This window comes from Acinetobacter sp. YH16044, assembly GCF_013417145.1.
GTDB lineage: Bacteria > Pseudomonadota > Gammaproteobacteria > Pseudomonadales > Moraxellaceae > Acinetobacter > Acinetobacter amyesii.
On sequence record NZ_VPEK01000024.1, the window covers coordinates 1 to 23,839 of the forward strand.

27 protein-coding genes are annotated in these 23,839 nt (G+C 41.9%); 8 read left to right on the forward strand and 19 right to left on the reverse strand.

What is annotated here, in order from left to right:
* The 5 genes from FTV38_RS12610 to FTV38_RS12630 form a co-directional block, all read right to left on the reverse strand.
* On the reverse strand, positions 1-220 hold a 220-nt coding region (locus tag FTV38_RS12610), incomplete at its 3' end, for a GTP-binding protein (RefSeq protein ID WP_228146067.1).
* A gap of 93 nt (positions 221-313) precedes the next feature.
* On the reverse strand, positions 314-2,449 hold the full coding sequence (gene fusA, locus FTV38_RS12615; protein ID WP_180022659.1) for an elongation factor G: 2,136 nt from the start codon (positions 2,447-2,449) through the stop codon (positions 314-316).
* A gap of 130 nt (positions 2,450-2,579) precedes the next feature.
* Positions 2,580-3,050: a 30S ribosomal protein S7 gene (gene rpsG / locus FTV38_RS12620; RefSeq protein WP_005011815.1), complete on the reverse strand. Its 471-nt coding sequence runs from the start codon at positions 3,048-3,050 to the stop codon at positions 2,580-2,582.
* Between the two features lie 178 nt (positions 3,051-3,228).
* Positions 3,229-3,603: a 30S ribosomal protein S12 gene (rpsL, locus tag FTV38_RS12625; protein WP_000246374.1), complete on the reverse strand. Its 375-nt coding sequence runs from the start codon at positions 3,601-3,603 to the stop codon at positions 3,229-3,231.
* A 155-nt stretch (positions 3,604-3,758) separates the two neighbouring features.
* Positions 3,759-5,219 (reverse strand): EcsC family protein, encoded by a 1,461-nt coding sequence (locus FTV38_RS12630; RefSeq protein ID WP_180022660.1) that lies wholly within the window; start codon positions 5,217-5,219, stop codon positions 3,759-3,761.
* Positions 5,220-5,492: 273 nt separating this feature from the next.
* Between FTV38_RS12630 and FTV38_RS12635 the strand changes: the two genes are divergently transcribed.
* Both FTV38_RS12635 and hemJ read left to right on the forward strand, forming a co-directional pair.
* Entirely contained in the window at positions 5,493-6,722 is a 1,230-nt protein-coding gene (locus tag FTV38_RS12635; RefSeq protein WP_111885033.1) for a beta-ketoacyl synthase N-terminal-like domain-containing protein, read from the forward strand.
* Between the two features lie 68 nt (positions 6,723-6,790).
* Positions 6,791-7,243 (forward strand): protoporphyrinogen oxidase HemJ, encoded by a 453-nt coding sequence (gene hemJ, locus FTV38_RS12640; protein ID WP_180022661.1) that lies wholly within the window; start codon positions 6,791-6,793, stop codon positions 7,241-7,243.
* A gap of 70 nt (positions 7,244-7,313) precedes the next feature.
* On the opposite strand, the gene FTV38_RS12645 is transcribed toward hemJ, so the two are convergent.
* The 9 genes from FTV38_RS12645 to FTV38_RS12685 form a co-directional block, all read right to left on the reverse strand.
* Positions 7,314-7,556, reverse strand: a complete 243-nt coding sequence (locus tag FTV38_RS12645; RefSeq protein WP_180022662.1) for a hypothetical protein — start codon at positions 7,554-7,556, stop codon at positions 7,314-7,316.
* Between the two features lie 51 nt (positions 7,557-7,607).
* Positions 7,608-7,838 (reverse strand): hypothetical protein, encoded by a 231-nt coding sequence (locus FTV38_RS12650; RefSeq protein ID WP_180022663.1) that lies wholly within the window; start codon positions 7,836-7,838, stop codon positions 7,608-7,610.
* Between the two features lie 71 nt (positions 7,839-7,909).
* Positions 7,910-8,575: a hypothetical protein gene (locus FTV38_RS12655; RefSeq protein WP_180005432.1), complete on the reverse strand. Its 666-nt coding sequence runs from the start codon at positions 8,573-8,575 to the stop codon at positions 7,910-7,912.
* A gap of 108 nt (positions 8,576-8,683) precedes the next feature.
* Entirely contained in the window at positions 8,684-9,157 is a 474-nt protein-coding gene (gene lysM, locus FTV38_RS12660; protein WP_078190053.1) for a peptidoglycan-binding protein LysM, read from the reverse strand.
* A gap of 191 nt (positions 9,158-9,348) precedes the next feature.
* Positions 9,349-9,585 (reverse strand): acyl carrier protein, encoded by a 237-nt coding sequence (acpP, locus tag FTV38_RS12665; RefSeq protein ID WP_078190054.1) that lies wholly within the window; start codon positions 9,583-9,585, stop codon positions 9,349-9,351.
* 85 nt (positions 9,586-9,670) lie between these two features.
* Positions 9,671-10,405 (reverse strand): 3-oxoacyl-ACP reductase FabG, encoded by a 735-nt coding sequence (gene fabG / locus FTV38_RS12670; protein ID WP_078190055.1) that lies wholly within the window; start codon positions 10,403-10,405, stop codon positions 9,671-9,673.
* Positions 10,402-11,382: an ACP S-malonyltransferase gene (gene fabD / locus FTV38_RS12675; protein WP_168379587.1), complete on the reverse strand. Its 981-nt coding sequence runs from the start codon at positions 11,380-11,382 to the stop codon at positions 10,402-10,404. The genes fabG and fabD overlap by 4 nt, the downstream gene beginning before the upstream one ends.
* A gap of 205 nt (positions 11,383-11,587) precedes the next feature.
* The gene (gene rpmF / locus FTV38_RS12680; protein ID WP_004279227.1) at positions 11,588-11,770 is read right to left on the reverse strand and encodes a 50S ribosomal protein L32; all 183 of its coding nucleotides are present in this window, start codon (positions 11,768-11,770) and stop codon (positions 11,588-11,590) included.
* Between the two features lie 77 nt (positions 11,771-11,847).
* Entirely contained in the window at positions 11,848-12,405 is a 558-nt protein-coding gene (locus FTV38_RS12685) for a DUF177 domain-containing protein (protein ID WP_078190057.1), read from the reverse strand.
* Between the two features lie 97 nt (positions 12,406-12,502).
* Here FTV38_RS12685 and FTV38_RS12690 point away from each other — a divergent pair, with 97 nt between their 5' ends.
* The 3 genes from FTV38_RS12690 to FTV38_RS12700 all read left to right on the forward strand — a co-directional run bounded on the left by FTV38_RS12690 (position 12,503) and on the right by FTV38_RS12700 (position 14,302).
* On the forward strand, positions 12,503-13,165 hold the full coding sequence (locus tag FTV38_RS12690; protein WP_111885029.1) for an elongation factor P hydroxylase: 663 nt from the start codon (positions 12,503-12,505) through the stop codon (positions 13,163-13,165).
* A gap of 89 nt (positions 13,166-13,254) precedes the next feature.
* A complete protein-coding gene (locus FTV38_RS12695; RefSeq protein ID WP_180022664.1) occupies positions 13,255-13,872 on the forward strand; it encodes an L-threonylcarbamoyladenylate synthase in 618 nt (205 codons plus the stop codon).
* A gap of 103 nt (positions 13,873-13,975) precedes the next feature.
* Positions 13,976-14,302, forward strand: coding sequence for a hypothetical protein (locus tag FTV38_RS12700; RefSeq protein WP_180022665.1), 327 nt, complete (start codon positions 13,976-13,978; stop codon positions 14,300-14,302).
* Between the two features lie 14 nt (positions 14,303-14,316).
* Here the strand turns inward: FTV38_RS12700 and FTV38_RS12705 are convergent, their stop codons facing one another.
* Entirely contained in the window at positions 14,317-15,036 is a 720-nt protein-coding gene (locus tag FTV38_RS12705) for a GNAT family N-acetyltransferase (RefSeq protein ID WP_180022666.1), read from the reverse strand.
* Positions 15,037-15,375: 339 nt separating this feature from the next.
* On the opposite strand from FTV38_RS12705, the gene FTV38_RS12710 reads away from it, so the two are divergent.
* Genes FTV38_RS12710 through rluB form a run of 3 tightly spaced genes read left to right on the forward strand, consistent with a single transcriptional unit; the run spans position 15,376 to position 17,923 of the window.
* Complete coding sequence (locus FTV38_RS12710; RefSeq protein ID WP_180005437.1) at positions 15,376-16,170, forward strand: ScpA family protein; 795 nt, start codon at positions 15,376-15,378, stop codon at positions 16,168-16,170.
* Entirely contained in the window at positions 16,167-16,763 is a 597-nt protein-coding gene (gene scpB, locus FTV38_RS12715; protein ID WP_078190063.1) for an SMC-Scp complex subunit ScpB, read from the forward strand. The genes FTV38_RS12710 and scpB overlap by 4 nt, the downstream gene beginning before the upstream one ends.
* Positions 16,764-16,804: 41 nt before the next feature.
* Positions 16,805-17,923, forward strand: coding sequence for a 23S rRNA pseudouridine(2605) synthase RluB (gene rluB, locus FTV38_RS12720; protein WP_180011977.1), 1,119 nt, complete (start codon positions 16,805-16,807; stop codon positions 17,921-17,923).
* Positions 17,924-17,973: 50 nt separating this feature from the next.
* Here the strand turns inward: rluB and FTV38_RS12725 are convergent, their stop codons facing one another.
* Genes FTV38_RS12725 through FTV38_RS12740 form a run of 4 tightly spaced genes read right to left on the reverse strand, consistent with a single transcriptional unit; the run spans position 17,974 to position 23,838 of the window.
* Positions 17,974-19,713: an ABC transporter ATP-binding protein gene (locus FTV38_RS12725; protein WP_180022667.1), complete on the reverse strand. Its 1,740-nt coding sequence runs from the start codon at positions 19,711-19,713 to the stop codon at positions 17,974-17,976.
* Positions 19,714-19,726: 13 nt separating this feature from the next.
* Entirely contained in the window at positions 19,727-20,866 is a 1,140-nt protein-coding gene (locus FTV38_RS12730; RefSeq protein WP_078194230.1) for an ABC transporter permease, read from the reverse strand.
* A gap of 7 nt (positions 20,867-20,873) precedes the next feature.
* A complete protein-coding gene (locus FTV38_RS12735) occupies positions 20,874-21,812 on the reverse strand; it encodes an ABC transporter permease (protein ID WP_078190067.1) in 939 nt (312 codons plus the stop codon).
* A gap of 10 nt (positions 21,813-21,822) precedes the next feature.
* Entirely contained in the window at positions 21,823-23,838 is a 2,016-nt protein-coding gene (locus FTV38_RS12740; RefSeq protein WP_180022668.1) for a M3 family metallopeptidase, read from the reverse strand.
* Position 23,839: the final 1 nt, after the last annotated feature.

The window sequence follows — 23,839 nt, forward strand, 5'->3', positions numbered from 1 at the left end:
TTGGAGAATCGTATTCTACGTGTGAAGTATTAATTGTAATACCACGTGCTTTTTCTTCTGGTGCAGAGTCGATTGCAGCGTAATCTTTCGCTTCACCACCGAATTTTTTTGCACATACAGTTGCAATTGCAGCTGTTAAAGTAGTTTTACCGTGGTCGACGTGACCAATTGTACCCACGTTAACGTGTGGCTTATTACGTTCGAACTTAGCCTTAGCCATGAGATCTTCCTTTTTAAACTACTCATGCAGGGATACTGCATGAGCATTTGGTTTTTAACTATGAATTAGTTTGGGCTTATAGTAATCGAAAGATTACTCGTCGTCACCTTTTTTACCGCCAGATTGGAACTTAGCGATGATGCCTTCAGCCACGTTACGTGGTGTTTCAGCGTATTTAGCGAATTCCATAGAATAAGTCGCACGACCTTGAGACATAGAACGCATTTGAGTCGCGTAACCAAACATCTCAGCAAGTGGAACTTCAGCTTTAATTGCTTTAGTACCGCCAGGAAGATCGTCCATACCTTGAACCATACCACGACGACGGTTTAAGTCACCCATGATATCGCCCATGTAGTCTTCTGGAGTTTCTACTTCAACTTTCATGATAGGCTCAAGAAGAACAGGATCTGCTTTCATGAAACCATCACGGAATGCGTAAGAACCTGCCATTTTGAACGATAATTCGTCAGAGTCGACATCATGGTAAGAACCGTCGAACAATGTAGCTTTGATGCCAACAACTGGATAACCAGCAAGGACACCATTCTTCATACGTTCTTGAATACCCTTGTCAACCGCACCGAAGAATTCTTTAGGTACTACACCACCTACAACTTCTTCAGCGAATTCGTATTCTTTACCAGCATCTTCAGCAAGCGGTTCTAAACGTACGTATACGTGACCGAACTTACCTTTACCACCAGTTTGACGTACGAATTTACCTTCTTGCTCAACAGTCTTTTTGATTGTTTCGCGGTAAGCAACCATTGGTTTACCGATGTTCGCTTCAACGTTAAATTCACGTTTCATACGGTCAACAATAATGTCAAGGTGAAGCTCACCCATACCAGAAATAATTGTTTGACCAGATTCTTCGTCAGTACGTACGCGGAATGAAGGGTCTTCTTTCGCTAAACGGCCAAGAGCGATAGACATTTTCTCTTGGTCAGCTTTAGTTTTAGGTTCAACCGCAAGCGCAATTACTGGCTCTGGGAATTCCATACGTTCAAGAGTGATGATGTGTTTTTCATCACAAAGTGTATCACCAGTTGTAACGTCTTTAAGACCTACACATGCAGCGATATCACCGGCGCGAATTTCTTCAACATCTTGACGTTCGTTTGCGTGCATTTGCACGATACGACCGATACGTTCACGCTTAGATTTAACTGGGTTATAAACCGAGTCACCTTGGTGCAGAACACCAGAGTAAACACGTACGAAAGTCAAGTTACCTACGAATTTGTCGTTCATGATTTTGAACGCAAGCGCAGAGAACGGAGCTTCGTCAGAAGATTCACGTGAGCCTTCAGTTTCGTCTTTGTCGTCAAGGATACCCTTGATCGCTTCAACGTCAGTCGGCGCAGGTAAGAATTCAATTACAGCATCCAACATACGTTGAACACCTTTGTTTTTGAACGCTGAACCACAAAGCATTGGCTGGATTTCGCAAGCCAAAGTTTGAGCACGGATACCAGCAACGATGTCTTCTTTAGAAAGATCACCTTCTTCTAGGTATTTGTCCATTAACTCTTCAGAAGCTTCAGCAGCTGCTTCTACAAGGTTAGTGCGCCATTCTTGAGCTGTTTCAACTAGATCAGCTGGAATGTCGCCATATTCAAACTTCATACCTTGAGACGCTTCGTCCCAGATAATCGCTTTCATTTCGATTAGGTCAACAACACCCTGGAAGTTATCTTCAGCGCCAACTGGAATCACAACTGGTACAGGGTGCGCACCAAGACGTGTTTTCATTTGTTCAACAACACGGAAGAAGTTTGCACCTGTACGGTCCATCTTGTTCACGAATGCTAAACGAGGCACTTTATATTTGTTTGCTTGACGCCATACAGTTTCTGACTGAGGTTGTACACCACCTACAGCACAGTAAACCATGCACGCACCATCAAGAACACGCATAGAACGTTCAACTTCAACTGTGAAGTCAACGTGTCCCGGAGTGTCAATTACGTTGATGCGGTGTTCTTTAAACTGCTGGCTCATGCCAGACCAGAATGTAGTTGTCGCAGCAGAAGTAATGGTAATACCACGTTCTTGCTCTTGCTCCATCCAGTCCATTGTTGCTGCACCGTCGTGTACTTCACCGATTTTGTGAGATACACCTGTGTAGAACAAAATACGTTCTGAAGTTGTAGTTTTACCAGCGTCAATGTGCGCTGAAATACCAATGTTACGGTACTGAGAAATTGGGGTTTTACGAGCCATGATTTCTAGCATTCCTAAATTTTGTTGTTAAAACAGGACGCTTTAAGCTGCATAGCAACTTAAAGCGATTCGATGACAGAACAGTGACAACCGCTCAACCACCCTCCTGAATAGGGGCTGTTTTATCCGCTTAGAAACGGTAGTGAGAGAAGGCTTTGTTGGCTTCAGCCATACGATGCACATCTTCACGTTTTTTGATCGCTGCGCCTTTACCTTCAGCTGCATCAAGCAACTCACCAGCAAGACGTAAAGCCATAGTTTTTTCAGAACGCTTAGCAGCAGCATCTACTAACCAACGCATAGCCAAGGCAGTACGACGGGATGGGCGTACTTCCATAGGCACTTGGTATGTAGCACCACCAACACGGCGTGCTTTTACTTCGACCATAGGACGAACTTTTTCAAGAGTAGTCTCGAAAAATTCAACTGGGTCTACTTTAGATTTTTCTTGAACGCGGTCTAAAGCACCGTAAACGATACTTTCAGCAATAGATTTTTTACCATCTTGCATTACGTGGTTCATGAATTTAGCGATTGTTTGGCTGCTGAACTTAGGATCCGGAAGGATTTCACGGGCAGCAACTACGCGACGTCTTGGCATTTTAATACACCTAATAAATATGACACTTCAGGTTACTCCAGCAGGTGCACAAAGTGTCATGTGCTTTCGCTGGCCTTACTATACGTCGCTTGGAATTTTCACAAAAAATGCAGAAATCAGACAAGCGAGACGATAAAGGATTGCAGTTCTAACGAACTAAGAAGTTAATCTTTTCAGATTATTTCTTAGGACGTTTAGCACCGTATTTAGAACGAGACTGGTTACGATCTTTAACGCCAGCACAGTCTAAAGAACCACGAACGGTATGGTAACGTACACCTGGTAAATCTTTAACACGACCACCACGGATAAGAACAACACTGTGCTCTTGTAGGTTATGGCCTTCACCACCGATGTAGCTAGAAACTTCAAAACCTGAAGTTAAGCGAACACGGCAAACTTTACGCATTGCTGAGTTAGGTTTTTTAGGTGTAGTTGTGTAAACACGTGTACAAACACCACGACGTTGTGGACAAGCCTTCAACGCAGGAACTTTAGATTTTTCAACTAAAGTTGTACGACCCTTACGGATCAACTGATTTGTTGTTGCCATTTGGCAATTCTCCCGTTAATAAAAAGCCCCAAAAAATACTACTTTTTGAGGGCATGCAATTGTAAGCGAAGACTTAAAATTGGTCAACAATATACGATCATCGAAAACATTTATTCATCGTGATTTGCGCAATTTTTCACCCACAAATAAATAGTTTATTTTTCAGAAGAATCTGCTGATTTTTTTGTAACTTTATCCACGGCTGCTGTTTTGGCTTTACGCGGCTTAGTTTTGGGTGCAGCTTTTTCCACTGGGACATCCTCCTGCTGTACAGATTCCAACACATCAAACTCATCTTTTTCAGCTAAAGCAGGTTTTTGCGCAGCCACGGGTGCATGAGGTTCAACAACTTTTTCTGCGAGTGCTTCCAAACCTTCTGAGACTTTTTGTTCCTGCTCTACCGCCACTTCGGCTGCATCAGCGGTTTTAGCTTGTGCTTTTTTGGTGACTTTTACTGCGCGAATACTCTCATGACCTGCAACATTTATGGTTTGATCCAATACTGGCTCAGCCAAATCAATATCTTTCGCCTTAATACCTTCTAGTAATTTAGGTGTCGCCTGAGCAAGCAACTCAAGAGAGCGCTCGTAGGCATGCAAAGGTGACAAGCTAATATCTTGATGCTGCAAAATATATTGGCGTGCATTGGAAAAGACTTGCTGTGCCTTCTGATTCACTTCATCCACCAAACGACGACTATACACCACACTTACACCCGCACTCGCCACAGGAGATAAGCGTGATAGCTGGTTGAACAGTGAAACTTTTGGCATTTGATTGAGCCATGCCCACTTGAACTGACCATTTTCATCCAGTACATATTTTTTCAATGCTGCTGCATCTGTGTCCGAACCCACCAATTGCTGCAACTGATGCAAATCACTATTTTGCAGCGTGCTACTCAGGGCTTTAATCGCCATAAGCAAGGTTTGTTTTTCTGCAATTAAACTCAGGTCGACCTGTTTAAAAATAAACTGAACGATATCTTGATCACTTTCTTTACTTAAGTCGAAACCATAAGAACGTCCAACTTGATAAATCACTCGCAAGGTCATAATCAATGACGCAGGGATATCAATACTTGAACCGATGACACCTGTCGCACCTGTTAAAACCCCTTGAATTGAAGCAATCCATTTATTTTGCTCGCCCAAGGCCTGACTAATGCGACGTGAACGATCGACATCTTGTGTCAACTCTTCTAAATCACGTACGCCAGCTTCATCAAGCACTGCATCTACAGATGAAATATCCGAACTAAAATGATTCAATCGATCAAAAAGATAGTCAGAAATCTTGTCGCTAAATTGAGGGGCAACAAAATTAGCTACATTATTTACGGTATTAAAATGTCGACCGAATAATTGTCTAGAAACATTCGGAACATGTTCACGCAGAATTTGCTGCGGATTATCATATTTTTTCACATCAAATACGCTCATCTGACGTGACTGACCTTCCAAGGTTTGACCATTCTTTTGTGGCTGAATGACCTTAGTTACAGATTCGGGTGCAACATGATTGATAATAGACACCCCTGTAGAACTGAGCTTTTTAGCCACTCCAAAGGCGTTTGAGAGCAGACCAGCCGTTGGTTTATTATTCGTTTTCGCCATTCCCTACCCCATTCAGACTATTCTTGAAATTCTTGATAAATACTAGGTGTAGTCAAACTTTATCACAACTTGAATATGTATCTTTAAGTTAAGTTTTTTGCTGCAAAGTTGCAAATTAGCTCAGTCAACAATAGGCATAGGATTTGCCATAAGAATTCAAAAAGCTTTCTGCTATCATTATTCCAATCAAATTATATGAGTTCGCCTATTTAGAAAGTTTCCTTCGTATACTTTCTATAGCTTGCTCACACACTACCTATAAAGGATCTGTAGATGAAACGTGTTGTAATCACTGGTATGGGCATCAACTCATGCATTGGTAATACATTAGAAGATGTCACTCATTCTTTGCAAAACGGGATTTCTGGAACACGTTTCAACCCAAGTTATGCTGAACTTAATTTTAAAAGTCATGTCAGTGCGGCTGCAGAACAAAACTTTGACGGTATTGACCGCCGTTTAAAACGCTTTATGGGCGTATGCGCAATGTATGCATACAACTCAGCTTTGGCTGCGGTAGAAAATGCAGGCTTAACAGCAGAACAAATCGGTGGTAATCCACGTTACGGTATTGCGGGTGGGTCAGGTGGTGGTTCAACTGCATCTGTTGTTGAAATGAAAGAACTTCTAGACACCAAAGGTGCACGTAAAGTTGGTCCATTCTTTGTACCACGTAATATGACCAACACCATTACTGCAAACGTGGGTGTTGCATTTAAAATGCAAGGTATTGCACACACCATTACTAGCGCATGTGCAACATCTGCAGATGCCATTGGTTATGCATACAATTTGATTCAATTAGGCAAACAAGACTTAATGCTTGCCGGTGGTGGTGAAGAAGACCATTGGTCACAAAGTCTTTTATTTGATGCAATGGGCGCACTTTGTTCAAAATATAACGACACTCCAGAGACTGCTTCACGCCCTTACTCTGCTGACCGTGACGGTTTCGTGATCGCTGGCGGCGGTGGCTTCGTTGTACTAGAGTCACTTGAACATGCTCAAGCACGTGGTGCAAACATTTTGGCTGAAGTTGTCGGCTATGCAGCAAATTCTGACGGCGCTGACATGGTTGCACCATCGGGCGAAGGTGCGACGCGTTGTATCCTTATGGCTTTAGAAGAAGCTAAACAACATGGTGTAGATACCATCGACTATGTTAATACACACGGTACATCTACTCCGGCAGGCGATGTCACTGAACTTAAAGCGATGGAGCGTGCTTTCGGTGAAGGGCAAGTTCCTCCGCTCAGCTCGACCAAATCGATGACCGGTCACAGTCTGGGTGCTGCAGGTGTACAAGAAGCGATTTACTCTATTTTAATGATGCAAAATGACTTTATAGCACCAAATATCAACGTGACTGAACTTGACGAAGGTGCAAAACCTTTTGATATCGTACTTGAAAAACGTGATGCAAAATTGAATACTGTGATGAGTAACAGTTTTGGTTTTGGCGGTGTAAACGCTTGCCTCGTTTTCAAAAAATGGGAAGCATAATATAAAGTTTGCTGCTTTGGCGCTTCGGTGCCAAAGCACATACCCACCGCCCTTTTAAGGGTTAATATATGGATGCTCCATCAGATGCTTTCCTCTGGGTAAAAGCATTGCATATCATCGCAGTTGTTTGCTGGTTCGCAGCGCTATTCTATCTCCCTCGCCTTTATGTCTACCATGCTATGAGTGATGATGCTACGAGTCATCAGCGCTTTCAAATCATGGAACGTAAGCTATACCGCGGCATTATGTGGCCCGCTATGATTGCTACACTGATCACGGCGCACTTCCTCGTCGATTGGGGCGATGCAACACGACACTACCATGAAGCGCTTTGGTTCTATTTAAAAGTTGGATTGGTTGGACTATTGGTGATTTATCATTTTGTTTGTGGTTATTACCGTAAAAAGCTTATCGAAAATGCACATTATAAGTCGCATAAATTCTGGCGTTATTTTAATGAAATGCCCACTTTGATTTTATTTGCGGTTGTCATTTTAGTTGTAGTGAAGCCAAGCTTCTAAACGACTGTAAAAAAAGCCCCTACTCATTGGGGCTTTTTTATTTCTATATCAAAATGTTTATATACAAAAACTACAACTGCACACAGCTATCTAAAATATTCCAATTGTGTGCTCTAAATTGCTCACGCGGATACGGCACTTCAGCACACAACATCCCCTCTTTCTTAAAGAAACGTCGACCGTGGCTATTTTGATTCAACTGCATTAAATCAGTCGCACCCTGATTCAACAAATTAAAAATCATAATTCGATCATTCAAAATGTGCCCCGCAAGTACATAGCGCTCCCAAGGCACCCACTCTATATTGGACAAAGTATTGCCCAAATAATTTTTGATATGCCAAGATGAATACTGTCCCTGTTTTTAACCACCCTGCATCCTAAACGAATCATAAGAAAGCTCAGATAGCTGTGCCGCCTCTTCATATTGCTTAAACAATTGATTTGCAGTTTGATTTGGCAAATACAACCAATACATCAAGGAGGTATTCCAACCCGATGACTGCTGCACCTGATCCAACACCGCATATATGCCATAGGCTTCCAATTGTGCTGCTGAGCGCAAACTCAACTGACTGGCACTTAAAGGCTCCAAATAAACTACTTGTCCAGTCTTTAACTGCTCATTACGTATAATTCAAACATAACGTGCCAGCCAGCTTTGAATCAACATCCTTTCAACCAATGAGTTCGGGCGCTCAAGCATCTGCTGCAATCTGTGATATTCAGCCATATAGCATCCAGCTTATCCTCTTTATTTAACGCAATATTGATCTGATAAAGGATCGCTAACTGATTTAAATACTTAAAGTCTGGATATGCGGAATTGCTCGGCATACTTAAACTGCGGTATTGGTCTGCATGCTGCAACCATGTGTTAAAGCGCTGCAACGGCACCTTTTCTTGCTGTATCAACGCACCAAGCACCTGATGATGCTCAACAACAAATGCGCTAGCTGCCTTAGGATCATCGACCAGCAATTGCTGAAACTCCGCAACTAAATTCGTCTGTTCTTCTGACCACTTTTCACGTGTTAGCTTCGCATTCAATGGCTGGCCCAATACATTCTGATGCTCTTGCCCCAACAAACTAAATGCCCAATCTTGATGATAACGATAGCGCCCAACATTCAATGCCGAAAACCGATCTGCGGCATTCAGCCCAAGCAAGTTAAAATACGGCTCTTGTGTGTAATTTGAATGATAAGAAATTTCAGACTGCTGCCACTTGAGCACCCGAGGATCAATACGCTCATCCCACCGCAGCCAAAGACAAAAACACACAACAACTGCAAGCAACAGCAAGAAAATAAAGATGATTTTTTGTTTCATTGATTTCTTATTTTGAATTATTTCAGCCGCATTATATTCAACTTCACCATTCACGCATACAAAAAAAAGCCATCACAAGATGGCTTTTTTTACTTTAAACACAAATATTTATGCAGGAATACGAAGCACCTGACCTGGGAAAATGTCATCGGCATTTTTTAGCAAAGGACGGTTTGCTTCAAAAATTTTATTGTATTGATTTGCATCACCATAAAATTCTTTAGAGATTTTAGACAGGTTATCCCCCGACTTGACAGTATAGAACTTACTTTCAGGCTCAGGACTCGTCACTGTTAACTGATCATCCACTTGCGCCACATGATCAATATTCCCTACCGCCAAGATAATCTTTTCACGATCCGCTTGGCTTTGTACCTGACCTTTCACTGTCGCTAGATCTGAAGTACCGTTATAACTCACAGACAAACCAGTTACAGGCAAGCCCAGTGCTTTAATATGACCCAATAACTTATTGGCAATTTCTTGTGCAGATGGTTCAGAAGGTGTTGCTGGCGCTGCCTGAGGCTCTGCAGGTGCTGTATTTTTTTTACCGATACCTTTTACAAAATCAAAAAGACCCATGTTTTTCTCCGTTGTTTTTACTGTTTTAAATAATTTAACTATTGTTCAAACTCTATTTTTATAGCTAAAAAATAACCGCTTTTGAGTTGTTGTTGGTGACAGAAACGTAAGCTAATGTAAAAACAAAATATTCAGCATAAAAAAAGCCACCGAATGGTGGCTTTTTAAATCAGCATCGCTGAAATCTAAAATTAACCTAGTTTCTTAGAAACATAGTCAATTGCAGATTGTACAGTAGTGATTTCGTTTGAATCTTCATCAGGAATAGTGATGTCGAAATCGTTTTCGAAAGACATAACTAATTCAACTAGGTCTAGAGAGTCTGCACCTAAGTCATCCATGAAAGAAGCTTCGTTTTTGATCTCGTCTGCTTTAAGACCAAGTTGTTCAGCTACTGCTTGTTTTACGCGTTGTTCGATATCGCTCACAGGAATTCTCCTCATTGCTTGTGGCGTTTTTAATGCCGTTAGTTTAATTGAATCTAAATCGTTTTGAAAGTTTATACTTGAGCGCTTAGCTCATGTATAAACCACCATTTACATGTAATACAGTTCCGGTAATGTAACTTGCCTTTTCAGAAGCAAGAAAACTTACGGCATTTGCGATATCTTGCGGCTCACCTAAACGGTTTAAAGCCACTTGATCACTCATCTTTTTACGAATTTCTTCGCTTAACTGTTCTGTCATTTCTGTTGCAATAAAGCCCGGAGCCACTGCATTTACAGTGATTTGGCGGCTTCCCATCTCTTTTGCAAGGCTGCGACCAAAGGCCTCAATCCCTGCTTTTGCAGCAGAATAGTTTGCTTGTCCTGGGTTAGCAAAATGTGCAACCACAGAACTAATATTAATAATTCGTCCAAAACGTGCTTTGGTCATGCCCTTTAAAACACGTTTAGAAAGTCGATAAACGGCTTTCAAATGAATGTTGAGAATGTCATCCCAATCATCTTCTGACATACGAAGTAACAAATTATCTTTGGTAATACCCGCATTGTTCACTAAAACCAATACAGAACCAAAGTTTTGCTCAATGTCTGATACCAGTGCATCAATTGCAGTTGCATCACGTACATCTAGAACTTTACCTGCACCATTTTCAGCAAAAGCAGCAGATAATTTTTCTGCACCCGCTTCTGATGTTGCCGTACCTACAACAAAATAACCGTCTTGAATCAATTGCTGAGCAATTGCTGCTCCAATCCCTCGGCTCGCACCTGTTACTAAAGCAACTTTGCGTTCTTGTGTCATGCAATTTTCCCTTCTGCCACTAAAATGGCATTCAGTGCATCTTCCATACGACCTTTCGTGTCGAGTGGGAATGCTTTTTCAATATTTGGCAAACGTTTTGCGAGATTCGCAAGGACATTACCCGGACCACATTCAGCAATGTACTGAATACCTTGGTCTTGCAAATACTGCATGGTCTTTGTCCACTGTACAGATTGGTATAACTGTGCAGTTAACGCCTGACGTAATTGCGCTACATCAGTCGCGATTTCAGCGCCTACATTTTGTATTACAGGTATAGTAGGCAGCTCAATGGCAGTTTGTTCCAATGCTGTCGCAAACTGTTCAGCAGCAGGTTTCATCAATGCACAATGCGATGGCACAGAAACCGGAAGTGCGATTGCCTTACCGCCATTTTCTTTAGCAGCAGCCATAACCGCTTCAACCATGGCTTTATCGCCCGCAATGACAACTTGACCTTGTGCATTGTAGTTTGCAGCATCTACTGAACCTGGGCCTTCTGCTTGAGCACAAAGTTCAATGACTTTGGCATCATCTAGACCCAAAATTGCCGCCATTGCACCTTGACCTTCAGGTACAGCACTTTGCATTAACTGACCACGTAGGTTCACCAGTTTAACGGCATCACCTAGGCTCATCGCACCTGCAGCAACCAAGGCGCTGTATTCACCTAATGAGTGACCTGCAAGGTATTTCGGTGCAACACCACCTAACTCTAACCACACACGCCATAAAGCAATACTGGCAGTCAGTAGCACAGGTTGAGTAAATTCTGTTTGGTTTAACCCTTCACCACTTTGCGCAATTTGCCAAAGATCAAAACCAACTGCTTCTGATGCTTCTGCAAATGTTGCTTGCACACTACTAAACTGTTCTGCAAGTTCAGCGAGCATGCCGACTTTCTGTGACCCTTGACCCGGGAACACGAATGCAGTTTTAGTAGCTTGAGCTGCTTGCTCGAGTTGTTTAGCAGACATAAAAAAATCCTTTATCAAGACTGGTGAATTTATGCTATTTGGACATTTATTCAACACAATCCCATGTAAGCTTGTTTCAGGGACGGAAATTTAACACTTAATTTTTGTCTTGGTAATTGCCAAATGCAACAAAAAATCGGTACAAAAAAAGGGAGCTTAACGCTCCCATTTTTTCTACTAAGCTTGACGCTTAATACATCACCAATTATTCAGCAGATGCTTTAGCGAATAATTGACGACCACGGTAGATACCATCTTTAGATACGTGGTGACGACGGTGAGTCTCGCCAGTAGCTTGGTCTACAGTTAATGCATTCTCGGTTAAAGCGTCATGTGAACGGCGCATGTCACGGCGAGAGCGACTTTTACGGTTTTGCTGAACGGCCATGATGGCTCCTTACAAAGATCGAAAAAATGGATCAGAACAAATTCGATTGTCTTATACTCAAGAGTATAACACAAAAATTAGTTAAGTTTACCCTTCAAACCTGCCAAAACATCAAACGGGTTATCCCGTTTTTCTTCAACAAGCTCTTCAGCGGCAGGTTGATGCTTATGTTCACAAGCGTCATGCTTAGGTGACAAAGGCATCAACAATAACAATTCATCCTCTATCAGTGAGAGTAAATCAGCAGTCGCAGGCGCATCATATGAACCTTTGGTTGTTGCTTCACTTTCACCTAAAACGATGAAATCAGCATCCTCATCCAAGCGCTCTATCAGTGACTCGTCATCTACAAGAGCTAGATGAAAACTTAAAACAAGTGGAATCTCAACAGTATCCAGACAACGCTGGCATTCCATTGGAACATTTGTTTCAACATGACCATCTAGCCATACAATGCGATGATAAGCATCCATTGATAGCTTACAGTCTATGTTAATCAATTGATCATCAATTGATCCAACAGCTTCACGAGCAATACGAACAAAGCGAGATAATGGCAGTGTTCCTGACCATTTAAAGCCCTGTTCAGCCCATTTAAACGGCTCAATCTGTGCCGGAAAGGTATTTGCTGACATAATTAAGGCGGCAATTCTACAAATTCATCAGTACTCTGTCAAAGATTAAGATACAATTTTGTACTTATTTAGACAGACCATTTGGGTAACTTAAGTTATGCATCTGTTGCAGCCGCAAACAGAAGTGAATGTTTCATCACTTATGAGCACAATTTCAACGCTTGATTCTGACATTTCAACTGACCAAGTGCAACTCTCGGCTTGGGAGAAACTTTCCACAGAAACAGAACACGTCGATTGGCTCATCTTACACTTTAATCATTGGTTTTCCCACCTGAATGTGTGCTTAGTGAAAGGTGACTGTGAGCCCGAGTACTTTCCTGCCGATTCAAACGGCCCTGCCCGTATTCAATTTGCTCATGGTTATTTCAATAGCGCTTTGCATGAAATTAGCCATTGGACTATTGCTGGCGAGCAACGCCGTTTACTTCCCGATTTAGGCTATTGGTATGCACCAGATGGTCGTAGTAAAGAGCAGCAAGCCCTCTTTGAACAGGTAGAAATTAAGCCCCAAGCGATCGAATGGTTATTTGCAAAAGCCTTTGGGCGCAAGTTTCGTGTCTCACTTGATAACCTCACTGGTGAAGGAGGAGATGGCAGTAGCTTTAAAGATAATGTCTATGCACAATTACAGGCTTATTTTAAAGGCGAAGCCAAACTTCCACGCGATGCTTGGCGCTTTATCCAATGCATTTGTCACTGTACACGTGCTGGCAAAATGTTACAGGCGAATGAATTTCAACGTGAAATGCTTGATTAAATTATACAATTTGACTGCATTTCACATTGCACAAAGCAAATAGACCGCGACATAATGTCTAGAGCTTTTAATAATAAGAGGAAAACGACATGTTGCATTTAAGAATACATCCGGAAAATCCTCAGCCCCGTTTAATTACGCAAGCCGTTGAACGGATTCGTGCCGGCGATGTGGTGGTTTATCCTACAGATGCCGCCTATGCCATCGGCTGCCAAATTGGGAACAAAAATGCCATGGAACGCATTGCCCAAATTCGTCAGCTCGATGCTAAACATCAATATGCGATTATTTGTGCAGATTTATCTGACATTGCCACTTATGCCAAAGTCGACAATGCCATGTATCGTCTATTGAAAAATAACACCCCTGCTGTCACCACCTTTATTTTGCCTGCGACCAGTGAAGTTCCTCGCCGTTTAATGCATCCTAAAAAGAAAACCATTGGACTACGCATTCCGAGCAACCCGATTTGCCAATTATTACTCAAAGAATTGGGTGAGCCTTTATTAACATCGACCTTAATTTTACCGGGTCAAAAAGAACCGATTGATGATCCTTACGAAATTGAACTGCAAATCGGCAAACGCATAGATGTATTGATTGATGGCGGTTTAGGTACTTTGAATACCACTAGCGTTGTAAACCTTGCAGGTGAATACCCTGAAGTGATTCGCCGTGGTGTCGGTGATGTCCGTGCCTTTGAATAGCATGTACTGTTAAATACATGCTGTTACCGATCAGAGGCACAGCATGTAAAGGTCATCTGCTCAAAACGCGGTTAAAGCACCTTTCGATAAAGGAATCGACCTGATGACTTTATTTCAGATTTTACTCAAGCTCCAAAATGCGATAGACCTCAGTGTCTCCGAGCAAAACAATCTTAATCATCTTGCTATATATGCCACTGAGCCTTGGACTTTAGAATCCAAGGCTCAACTAAGGGCAAAAGATGAAAATTTAATTTCACCAATAGCGACAACACAGCCGCAAATTTTTCATTATTTTCTGCATGCATCAACGGTCAAATCGCTGTTTAAACGTAGAGCTAATCAAAATCTCTGCTCGCAAGCGCAGTGCCAACTCATCATCGAATTTGCACTTGAACAAAGGGTCTTACCAACAGGCTCAAAACCTTGATAGTGTGCTTTTCCTCAAGCGTAATAAAGCTGCATAAATTCCTTTAAATGAACTTTTTGTTGCCCTTGCTCATCAAAGTTGTTTGTATCGAGCCATGCTGCATATGCTTGAGACAACATTGGCCAATCCTGATCCAACATCGCAAACCAAGCAGTATCACGATTACGACCTTTCACTATCACATGTTGACGAAACAACCCTTCAAATTGAAAGCCAAAACGCAAAGCAGCGTTTTTCGAAGGCGTGTTCAAGTCATCACACTTCCACTCCACCCGTCGATATCCCGCTGCAAAGCATGCTTTTAACAACAGATAAATGGTTTCTGTTGCTGCGGTTGATTGCTTCATTAAACTTGAAAAATAGACATTGCCAATTTCAATGACAGCATGTGCAGGGCGTACATTGAGCAAAGCAACCCATCCTACAATGGCATCACCAACCTCAATGACATAATGCATCGAACCGGCAAAATAAAAGGATTGCTGAAAATAATCACGCAATTGCTGCATGCTTTGAATTTGAGAATAAGGCAAATACGTCCAACAACGTTCATCGGGTTCTTGTTGTACTGTCTGCCATAGCCGCTGTAAAAGACTATCATCAAGCTGATCGGGCAACATCGGAATAAGCCGAACAGATTGCCCCACTTCGGTTTTACATCTGAACTGGCAAGGTTCAAACTGCGTCAACGTCATCCCTACAGACTGACCCCATTGATTATATTGTTGTGGCATAGCTAATATTCTTTTAGTCAATTCATTCAAATCATTTCATGAAGGATGCCCATCATCCAGACATCACAGCTTAAATGAGTTCACGGATTGATGAGTGTATTTTTTATAATTAACACAAGATGTGATCGATATCACAGCTTTAAAATTTTACGTGTGTATAAATAAAGCCTATTCCCTATAAATTTTAAGTTTTTTACCCAATTCAACCGTTCAGTAATTTCTTTAAACGCATTTTTCCATTACACTATTCCCTATAACTTTTGTGCTTTTACTTTCGATGTGAGATCGAAGCGAAAGTTGTCTGCATGCCTTTGAAAATTCGCGTGGCCTATAATTGCAATGAACCAAACTGTCCATAATTCTATGGAAGATGCTCCACACATTCGCGTTTTGGATGAGTGGCAAGAAGCTATTCCAGAAGATTTGTACATTCCACCCGCTGCATTTGAAATTCTATTAGAGCATTTCGAAGGACCACTCGACTTTCTGATTTACCTCATTCAAAAAAATGGCTTCGACTTATTACAAGTCGATATTGCCCCGATTGCATCCCAATATTTGTCTTATATGGATGCAATGAAATCTCTAGATATTGAATTAACCGCAGACTATATGGTGATGGCAGCCCTATTGGCCGATTTAAAATCGCGTCTATTATTGCCAAAACCTAAATCGACCGCAGCACATGAACAAGATCCTAAACAAGAATTAATTGACCGTTTAGAAACGTATTTGCGCATCAAACAAGCTGCGGAAAGATTAGGTCAAATGACAGTATTGGATCGGGATACTTTCGATACCAATGTCAGTTTAGGAACGATTGTCGAAACCAATGATGGTTATGACATTCAATTACTTCGTGATGCCATACTCTGTGTTTTTAATCGACCAGAACCAGTTACCCACCAAATTCTACAAGAGCCTGTCTTACTCGAAGAACGTATTGCTTATATTGAAACTAAGCTTGAGTCAGGTGAAGTATTAGATTTTGCAGACTTACTCAAGCCAAGCCAAGGCCGCATGGGTGTTGTCGTGACATTTATGGCCGTGTTGGAACTGACACGCCAACAAAAAGTTCAAATTGTCGCATCAGGTGTAGAAGCACCGCTTGCAATTCAGGGAGCACGTGCATGAACACTGAACTTAAACAAATGACTGCGGTGTCTTCAGAAGATAATCTGCATGAAATTTTGATGCAGCTTGAAGCCATTATTTTTGCCAGTGAAGCGGCGGTGAGTATTGCCCGTTTAAAAGAGGCTTTCCAAGACCGTTTCAGTAAAACCGAATTACGCCAATATTTGCAGCAGCTTTCAATGCTGCAACACGGCAGATCAATTGAACTTGTTGAAACCGCTCAAGGTTTCCGTTTTCAAGTACGTGCAAAATATCGTAATATTATTGCACAGACCTGGCCTGAACGACCAACTCGTTTATCGCCATCCTTGCTCGAAACTCTTTCTGTCATTGCTTACCATCAACCGGTAACCCGCGCAGATATTGAGCAAATCCGTGGGGTGACCAACAATAGTCAAATTTTACGTACGTTATTTGACTGGAACTGGATTAAAGAATCTGGTTTTCGTGAACTCCCAGGACGACCCGCGTTGTTAGTTACAACGCCTCAATTTTTAAATGCTTTTGGTCTAACCTCTTTGGGCCAATTGCCTCCCCTGCAGGATGCCAAGGAAGCTTTTATGGCCCTCGATGCGAATGCACCGAAGTCATAAATAGGTGAACTGTTGATGATAATTTCTAAGGTTATGCTGTCATGAGTGAAAAATTGCAAAAGGTGCTCGCACGCGTTGGTTTGGGTTCTCGCCGTTATATGGAAGAAGTCATTGCCGCTGGTCGTGTGAGCGTAAATGGGCAAGTTGCCCAAGTGGGTGAACGTATCGAACCAGGTGATGAGCTTCGCATCGATGGTCGTAAAGTTCAGTTCCAAATTGAAGACGAAATTCGTCGCCGTGTGTTGATTTACTACAAACCAGAAGGCGAAATTTGCTCACGCAATGACCCTGAAAACCGTCCAACGGTATTTGAACAATTACCTCAAATTACAGGTGATCGTTGGGTAATGGTAGGTCGTCTAGATATCAACTCTACAGGTCTATTGCTGTTCACGAATGACGGTGAACTGGCGAACCGTTTAATGCACCCTTCTAGCGAAATCGAACGTGAATATGCCGTTCGTGTCATGGGTGAAGTCACTCCTCAGTTAAAAAATAACATGTTACAAGGCGTTGTTTTAGATGATGGCCCTGCAAAATTTGAGTCATTCTCTGAAATTGGTGGTGACGGTATTAACCGTTGGTATCAAGTGGTCGTAAAAGAAGGTCGTAACCGCGAAGTTCGTCGTATTTTCGAATCTCAAGGCTTAAAAGTGAGCCGTCTTTTACGTACACGTTATGGTTCAGTGATTCTGCCACGCGAACTGCGTACTGGTCGTTGGATCGAGCTAGATAAACAAGATATTGACAACTTAACCAAGTCGGTTGAACTTAAACCACGTCAAGGTACTGGCCTGTTTGGTATGGCGAAACGTCGTACTGAACGTATGCAAGACAAACCAATGGCAGCACGTCGCGGTGGTTACTTACGCCAACAACGTCGTGACAGTGACGAAAACCAGCCACAACAAAGCAATGGTTATCAAGACAATCGTGGCGAACGTCGTACTGGTCGTACTGAAGGTGGTTTCCAAGGCAATGGATTTAATCGTTCAGAGCGTCGCAACGAAGGGTTCAACAATAACCGTAATGATCGCAACAGTGAAAACTTCGGTAACCGTGAACGTCGTAACGACAATTTTGGCAATCGTGAACGTCGTAATGACTCTGTGCCAAGTCGCGCATTTAGCGGAAACAACAAAGGCTTTAAGAAATTTTAATTTCTTAAGTATAAAAAAACCGCTCATTTGAGCGGTTTTTTTTATGATTACTAAGCAAATTGTTCAGTGGTTTGTGGAATCGCACTCAGCAAGCGTTTGGTATATTCATGCTGAGGTGATCGATACAACTCATCCGAGTTTGCAATTTCAACGATATCACCATGGTTCATCACCATGATTTGGTCAGAAATATATTTCACCACAGATAAATCATGTGAAATAAAGATATAGCTCAAACCAAATTCATCTTGTAAATCTTGCAATAAATTTAGAACTTGGGCTTGAACCGAAACATCTAGGGCAGAGACAGACTCATCACAGATCAAAATTTCAGGCTTTAAGGTCAAGCATCGTGCAATGGCAATACGTTGACGCTGACCACCAGAAAACTCATGTGGATATCGATAAAATGCTTGGGCAGGCAAACTGACACGCTCTAGTAAATCAAACGCCATTTGCTCTCGTTCTGCATCATCCTTCCCTATCTGATGCACTTGCATCGGCTCCATCAGAATTTGACCCACCGTAAAACGTGGATTAAGCGAAGCATATGGGTTTTGGAAAATGATCTGTATTTTGCGCTGATATTGGGTAAATTCTTTTTCGCTCATCGCCAAAATATCATGACCTTCAAACAGCGCCTGACCACCTGTCGCTTCCTGTAGACGCATCAGTAAAAGGCCGATTGTGGTTTTACCTGAGCCAGATTCTCCAACCAACCCGAGCGTTTTACCTTTCGCCAGTTGAAACGAGACACCTTTGACCGCCTGATATTCATCCTTACCAAATAAACCCTTGCGGCTATAAAACGATTTTTTCAGGTCTTTGACATCTAAGATAATCTGTTCATTACCTGTGAGACCACGCGTTCGTTGTCTACGGGTTTCTTCTGATAAATGCACATCCTCAATCAGCTCATCACCATTTTGACGCATAAAATCACTGATCATCGGTAATTTATAAGGACGTTCTGACATCTGCGGACGGCATTTGAGCAAAGCTCGAGTGTAGATATCTTTAGGATGATCCAACACTTCATTGACCAAGCCTTGTTCACGGATTTCTCCATGACGCATGACAATCACCTGATCGGCAATTTCGCTTACCAATGCTAAATCATGCGTAATGAACAGCATCGACATCTCACGTTTCTTTTGCAAGGTTTCAAGTAAATCTAAAATTTGCTTTTGAATCGTCACATCAAGTGCTGTGGTTGGCTCATCTGCAATCAATAACTTCGGCTCACATGCAATTGCCATTGCAATCATGACACGTTGCTGTTGACCACCTGACATTTGGCTAGGATAGGCATCAATTTTCGTTTCAGGAGAAGGAATACCTACTTCCTTCAATAATTCCAAAGTCCGTGCTCTTGCCTGCTTACGCCCCATACCTAGATGAAGTCGTAATACTTCGGAAATTTGATCACCCACCGTAAAGACAGGATTGAGTGACGACATCGGTTCCTGAAAAATCATTGCAATATCTTTACCACAGATATTACGCATTTCTCTTGGAGACAGACTCAGTAAATCCTGCCCTTCAAAAATAATTTTACTGCTTGCATCTATACGGCTTTGATCACGTGGCAACAGCCCCATGGTTGCCAATGAGGTCACCGATTTGCCACTGCCAGATTCTCCTACAAGTGCCACGGTTGTATTGGCAGGAATGTCAAAAGATATTCCTTTGACCGTTTCGATATAACTTTTATCTTCGGCTTTAAAGCTCACTTTCAGATTTTGAACACTGAGGAGCGTTGGTTTAACAGTTTGATTTTGTTCCGTCATCCTTTACTCCTCCTTATTTCAATTTTGGATCTAATGCATCACGCAATGCATCAGTAAACATTGAAAATGCCGTAACCAAAACCGCCATCGCTACAGATGCTGCGATAAGTTGCCACCATTTACCTAAAATCAATTCACTTTGTGCTTCATTAAGCATACTGCCCCATGACACAACCCCAACAGGAACACCAAATCCCAAGAAGCTCAAAATCACTTCTGACTTAATAAAGGCCACCACTAAAATCGAGATTTGCACCAATGCAATATGACTGACGTTCGGAAAGATATGCACAAAGATACGTCGGAAATGACTCACCCCTATCGCTTTGGCAGCAAGCACATATTCACGCGAAGTATGCTTCATATACTCTGCACGAATCAGACGATATACCCCCGTCCACCCAGTAAGTCCTAGAATGAGGACAATTGACAAGATCCCCTTTTGTTGTAGTACAGCAGCAATCGCAAGAACCAAGAGCAAATACGGAATCGAGGTAAAAATGTTATAGAACCAGTTTAAAATATCATCAACCCAACCACCAAAGTAGCCAGAAATTGCCCCTAAAATTGTCCCAATCACGACAGCAAGTAATGCAGCTACCACGCCAACAATAATAGATGTTTCAGCACCCTTAATGGTTTTTTGCAGGACATCCTGCCCCCATTTATCCGCACCAAACGGTAAAGTTTGTTTTAGCTCACTTTGTTGATCTAACAAATGACCACCCAATTGCTGATCAATCGCCTTCATATCTTCTGCTAGTGGATCGACAACGCCATAGTAGTCAATTGCATTGGCACCACCTTGCTCAGTCGCAATCTCTGCATTCAGTTCAGCAATTACATCTTTTAAAGGATCAACAGGATTTTCAGGCAATGCCATATCTTCTGCTGATGCTTTGGTTTTGGCTGTTTCATTGAGTTCCGCCCCAATAAAACTTGGAGGTGCATAACTCACAGCCACTTCTTTATTCCAATTGGATGCAACCATGCCTGTCATCGACAATAACAACACAACGAAATAGCACAGTACAACGAACAACGACACCATCGCTAATTTATCGGCCTTTAGGCGTCGCATCGCCAACTTCCACAAGCCAGTCGATGCAGGTGTTGATGCCGTTGCTTTGGTCTTATTGAATATTCCTAGCATAGGCCACCTACTTCAACTGAACGCGAGGATCGACAAGTTTATAAATCAAATCCGCGATTAAGTTAAAAATCATTGTAGCTGCTGCAACGTAGACCGTAATCGCCTTAATGACAGGGAAGTCACTGCGTTCAACAGCAATAATGACTTCACGACCAATACCCGGAATACCAAAGAATCGTTCAATCAGGAAAGCGCCTATCAGCAGTGCTGGTAGACTCGACATGACATCGGTAATAATTGGAATTGAGGCGTTACGTAGTACATGTACACCTAAAATACGGCTTTCACCCACACCTTTCGCACGCGCAGTTCGAACATAGTCTTGATTGACTTCATCCAATACAAAACTGCGGTATAAGCGCAAAGTTGGCGCAATACTCACCACCAACATAATTAAGATAGGCAGTAAACCGTATTTAAATAAGTTTTCGCTAAAGTGATCACTCCAGCCTTGAACCGGAAACCAACTCAACTGATATGCAAAAACGTATTGGAAAACAATAATGTAAACCAAAATACTAATCGACATACCAATCGTACAAAGCATCATAATCATACGATCGGTTAATGTGCCACGAACTGAAGCCACAGCAAGTGCCAAACCAATTGAAATGATCGTTTGCAAAATAGTTAAAGGAATTAAAATCGTCAGTGACGGTCCTAGACGGGTCAAAATAATATCTGACACCGACTCACCTGTACTCCAACTCATTCCATAATCAAAAGTTAAAATCTGCTTAATGAAGATCCACAATTGGACATAGTAGGGTTGATCAACCCCCAACTGTTGACGGATGTTTTCAATTTGCTCTGGGTTCGACATTTTGCCTGCTAGAATATATGCAGGGTCTCCACCTACCCAGTTAAATAAGAAGAATATGAGCAGAACAACCCCCAACATCGTTGGGATCATCTGCCATATACGCCGTATGATATATGCCAGCATAAAGTTGTCCTTACTTCACTCGTTGTCCAGTAATTTCATCAAAGAAAGCTTTGTTATCAGGTTTACGACCTAAGAAATCATGCACAAGTTTTTCTGCTTCATATTGACCACCTTGCGACAAGATCGTTTTACGGTAGCGTTGTCCCACTTCAGGGTTATTTAGGTTATCTCCGAAAGCAGACAACATATCGAGTGCCATCACTTCAGACCACATATAGCCATAATAGCCAACTTGATAACCGCCCATGATGTGGTTGAATTGTCCTGGGAATTCAGTGCTTGGGACATAGCCTAAAGCTGTCTCGCCTTCCATTTTCTTCCAGACATCTAACGGTTTAACACTCAAAGCATCTGATGAGTGAAGTGCCATATCATATTTTGCATACAAGGCTTGACGTGCATAATGCAAACCACGTCCATAGCTATGAACTGCTTTTAATTTATTAATCAGTGCATCATCTACAGGTGGACACGCTGGATTACAGTAATTTGCGAGTGTAGATAAAGTTTCTTTACGACGCGCCCATTCTTCATACATTTGTGAAGGTGCTTCTACAAAGTCGCGCTCTACAGAAGTCCCCGATTGAGATGCGTAGCGTGTATTCGACAAAATACCGTGTAAGGCATGACCAAACTCATGAACAAAGGTTTCAAGTTCATCACTATTTAGACCTTTTCGGTTAAAGTTGGTCACCAAAGCAGAAATCGGTTTACGCTTAGTCAAGGTACTACCACCTTTTACGCCCCAAACAGCCGCATGACCATACTTCCCTTCACGTGGGTATTTATCGATATATAAACCACCAAGCAGCTCACCGGTCTTTTTATCTTTTACATCATAATATTCAACTTCTGACTGCCAAACATCAACTTTCGCAGGCTTAAATTCAATGCCATAAAGGTCAGATGAAATGGCAAAAATCCATTCTTGAGATGCTTGGGTTGGGAAATAGTCACGCAATTTTTCTTGATCGATTTGATACTTTTCTTTGCGAAGTTTTTCACTCCAATAACTCTCACTCCAGCGATTGATTTCAGCTTTTTCGAGTGGAATTTTCAGGCTTTTCGCTTTGAACTCACGTAAAGTCTCAACTTCTTTTTTCTCTAAAGGTGCCACCGTTTGATGAACATCGGCTAAGAACTTATTCACTGTTTCAGGGTCTTTTGCCATACGGTGTTGCAACACCCATTCGGCATAGCTTTTTTTGCCAAAGAGCTGCGCAATTTCATAACGTAAATCCATTGCTTGCTTTAACAATACTAAGTTTTTCTCAGTACCACGACGCGTGAATGCAGTTTGGTAACGCTTACGCGCATCATCACTTTCTGCTAGTTCCATAAATGGACGGTATTCTGGGTATTCAAAACCGAGCAAATAATTGCCCTTTTCATTTTTCTTTAAGCCCGAAATATAGCTGTCTGGCAAGCCTTTCAACTCCGCCGGTGTAAACTCCAGTTTTTCTTTATTATCTCGTACATTACGCGCATATTCTTGTTCAATTTTTGCCAATTCATCAAAGATAGCTTTCAAACGTGCACGTTTTTCAGGTGTAAATTGCACCCCTGTATTTTCAAAACCATCCAAGATGTCTTGACGCATTTTTTTATCAATTTCGTCATTGGTTTTGAGTTTTTTAATTTGCTCATAAAGTTTTGGATTTTGATAAACCGAAGTTTGAAACTCCATAATTTTAATTTCACAATCTTCCGCAGCCTTACGTAAAACCTCATCAGGATCGACGTTGCTATATAGTCCGATTGGTCCATAAAAATCTTCAAATTTGGCAAAAATTTGATCCCACTCCGCCAAAACAGGTGCTGCTTTTGCATTATTTTTTATCTTTTTTTGCTCAAATGCCGCTAAATCTGTTTTCACTTGCTGAATTTTGGCATCACACAGCGCAGGTATTTCTTTGGCTTGGAACTTTGGCAAAGTACTCCGTATTGAATCTTCGGCTTGAACGAATTGGCTAGCGCCGATCATCAACATACTGAGGGTGGTGAGTTTCAAAGCTTTATTTTTCATA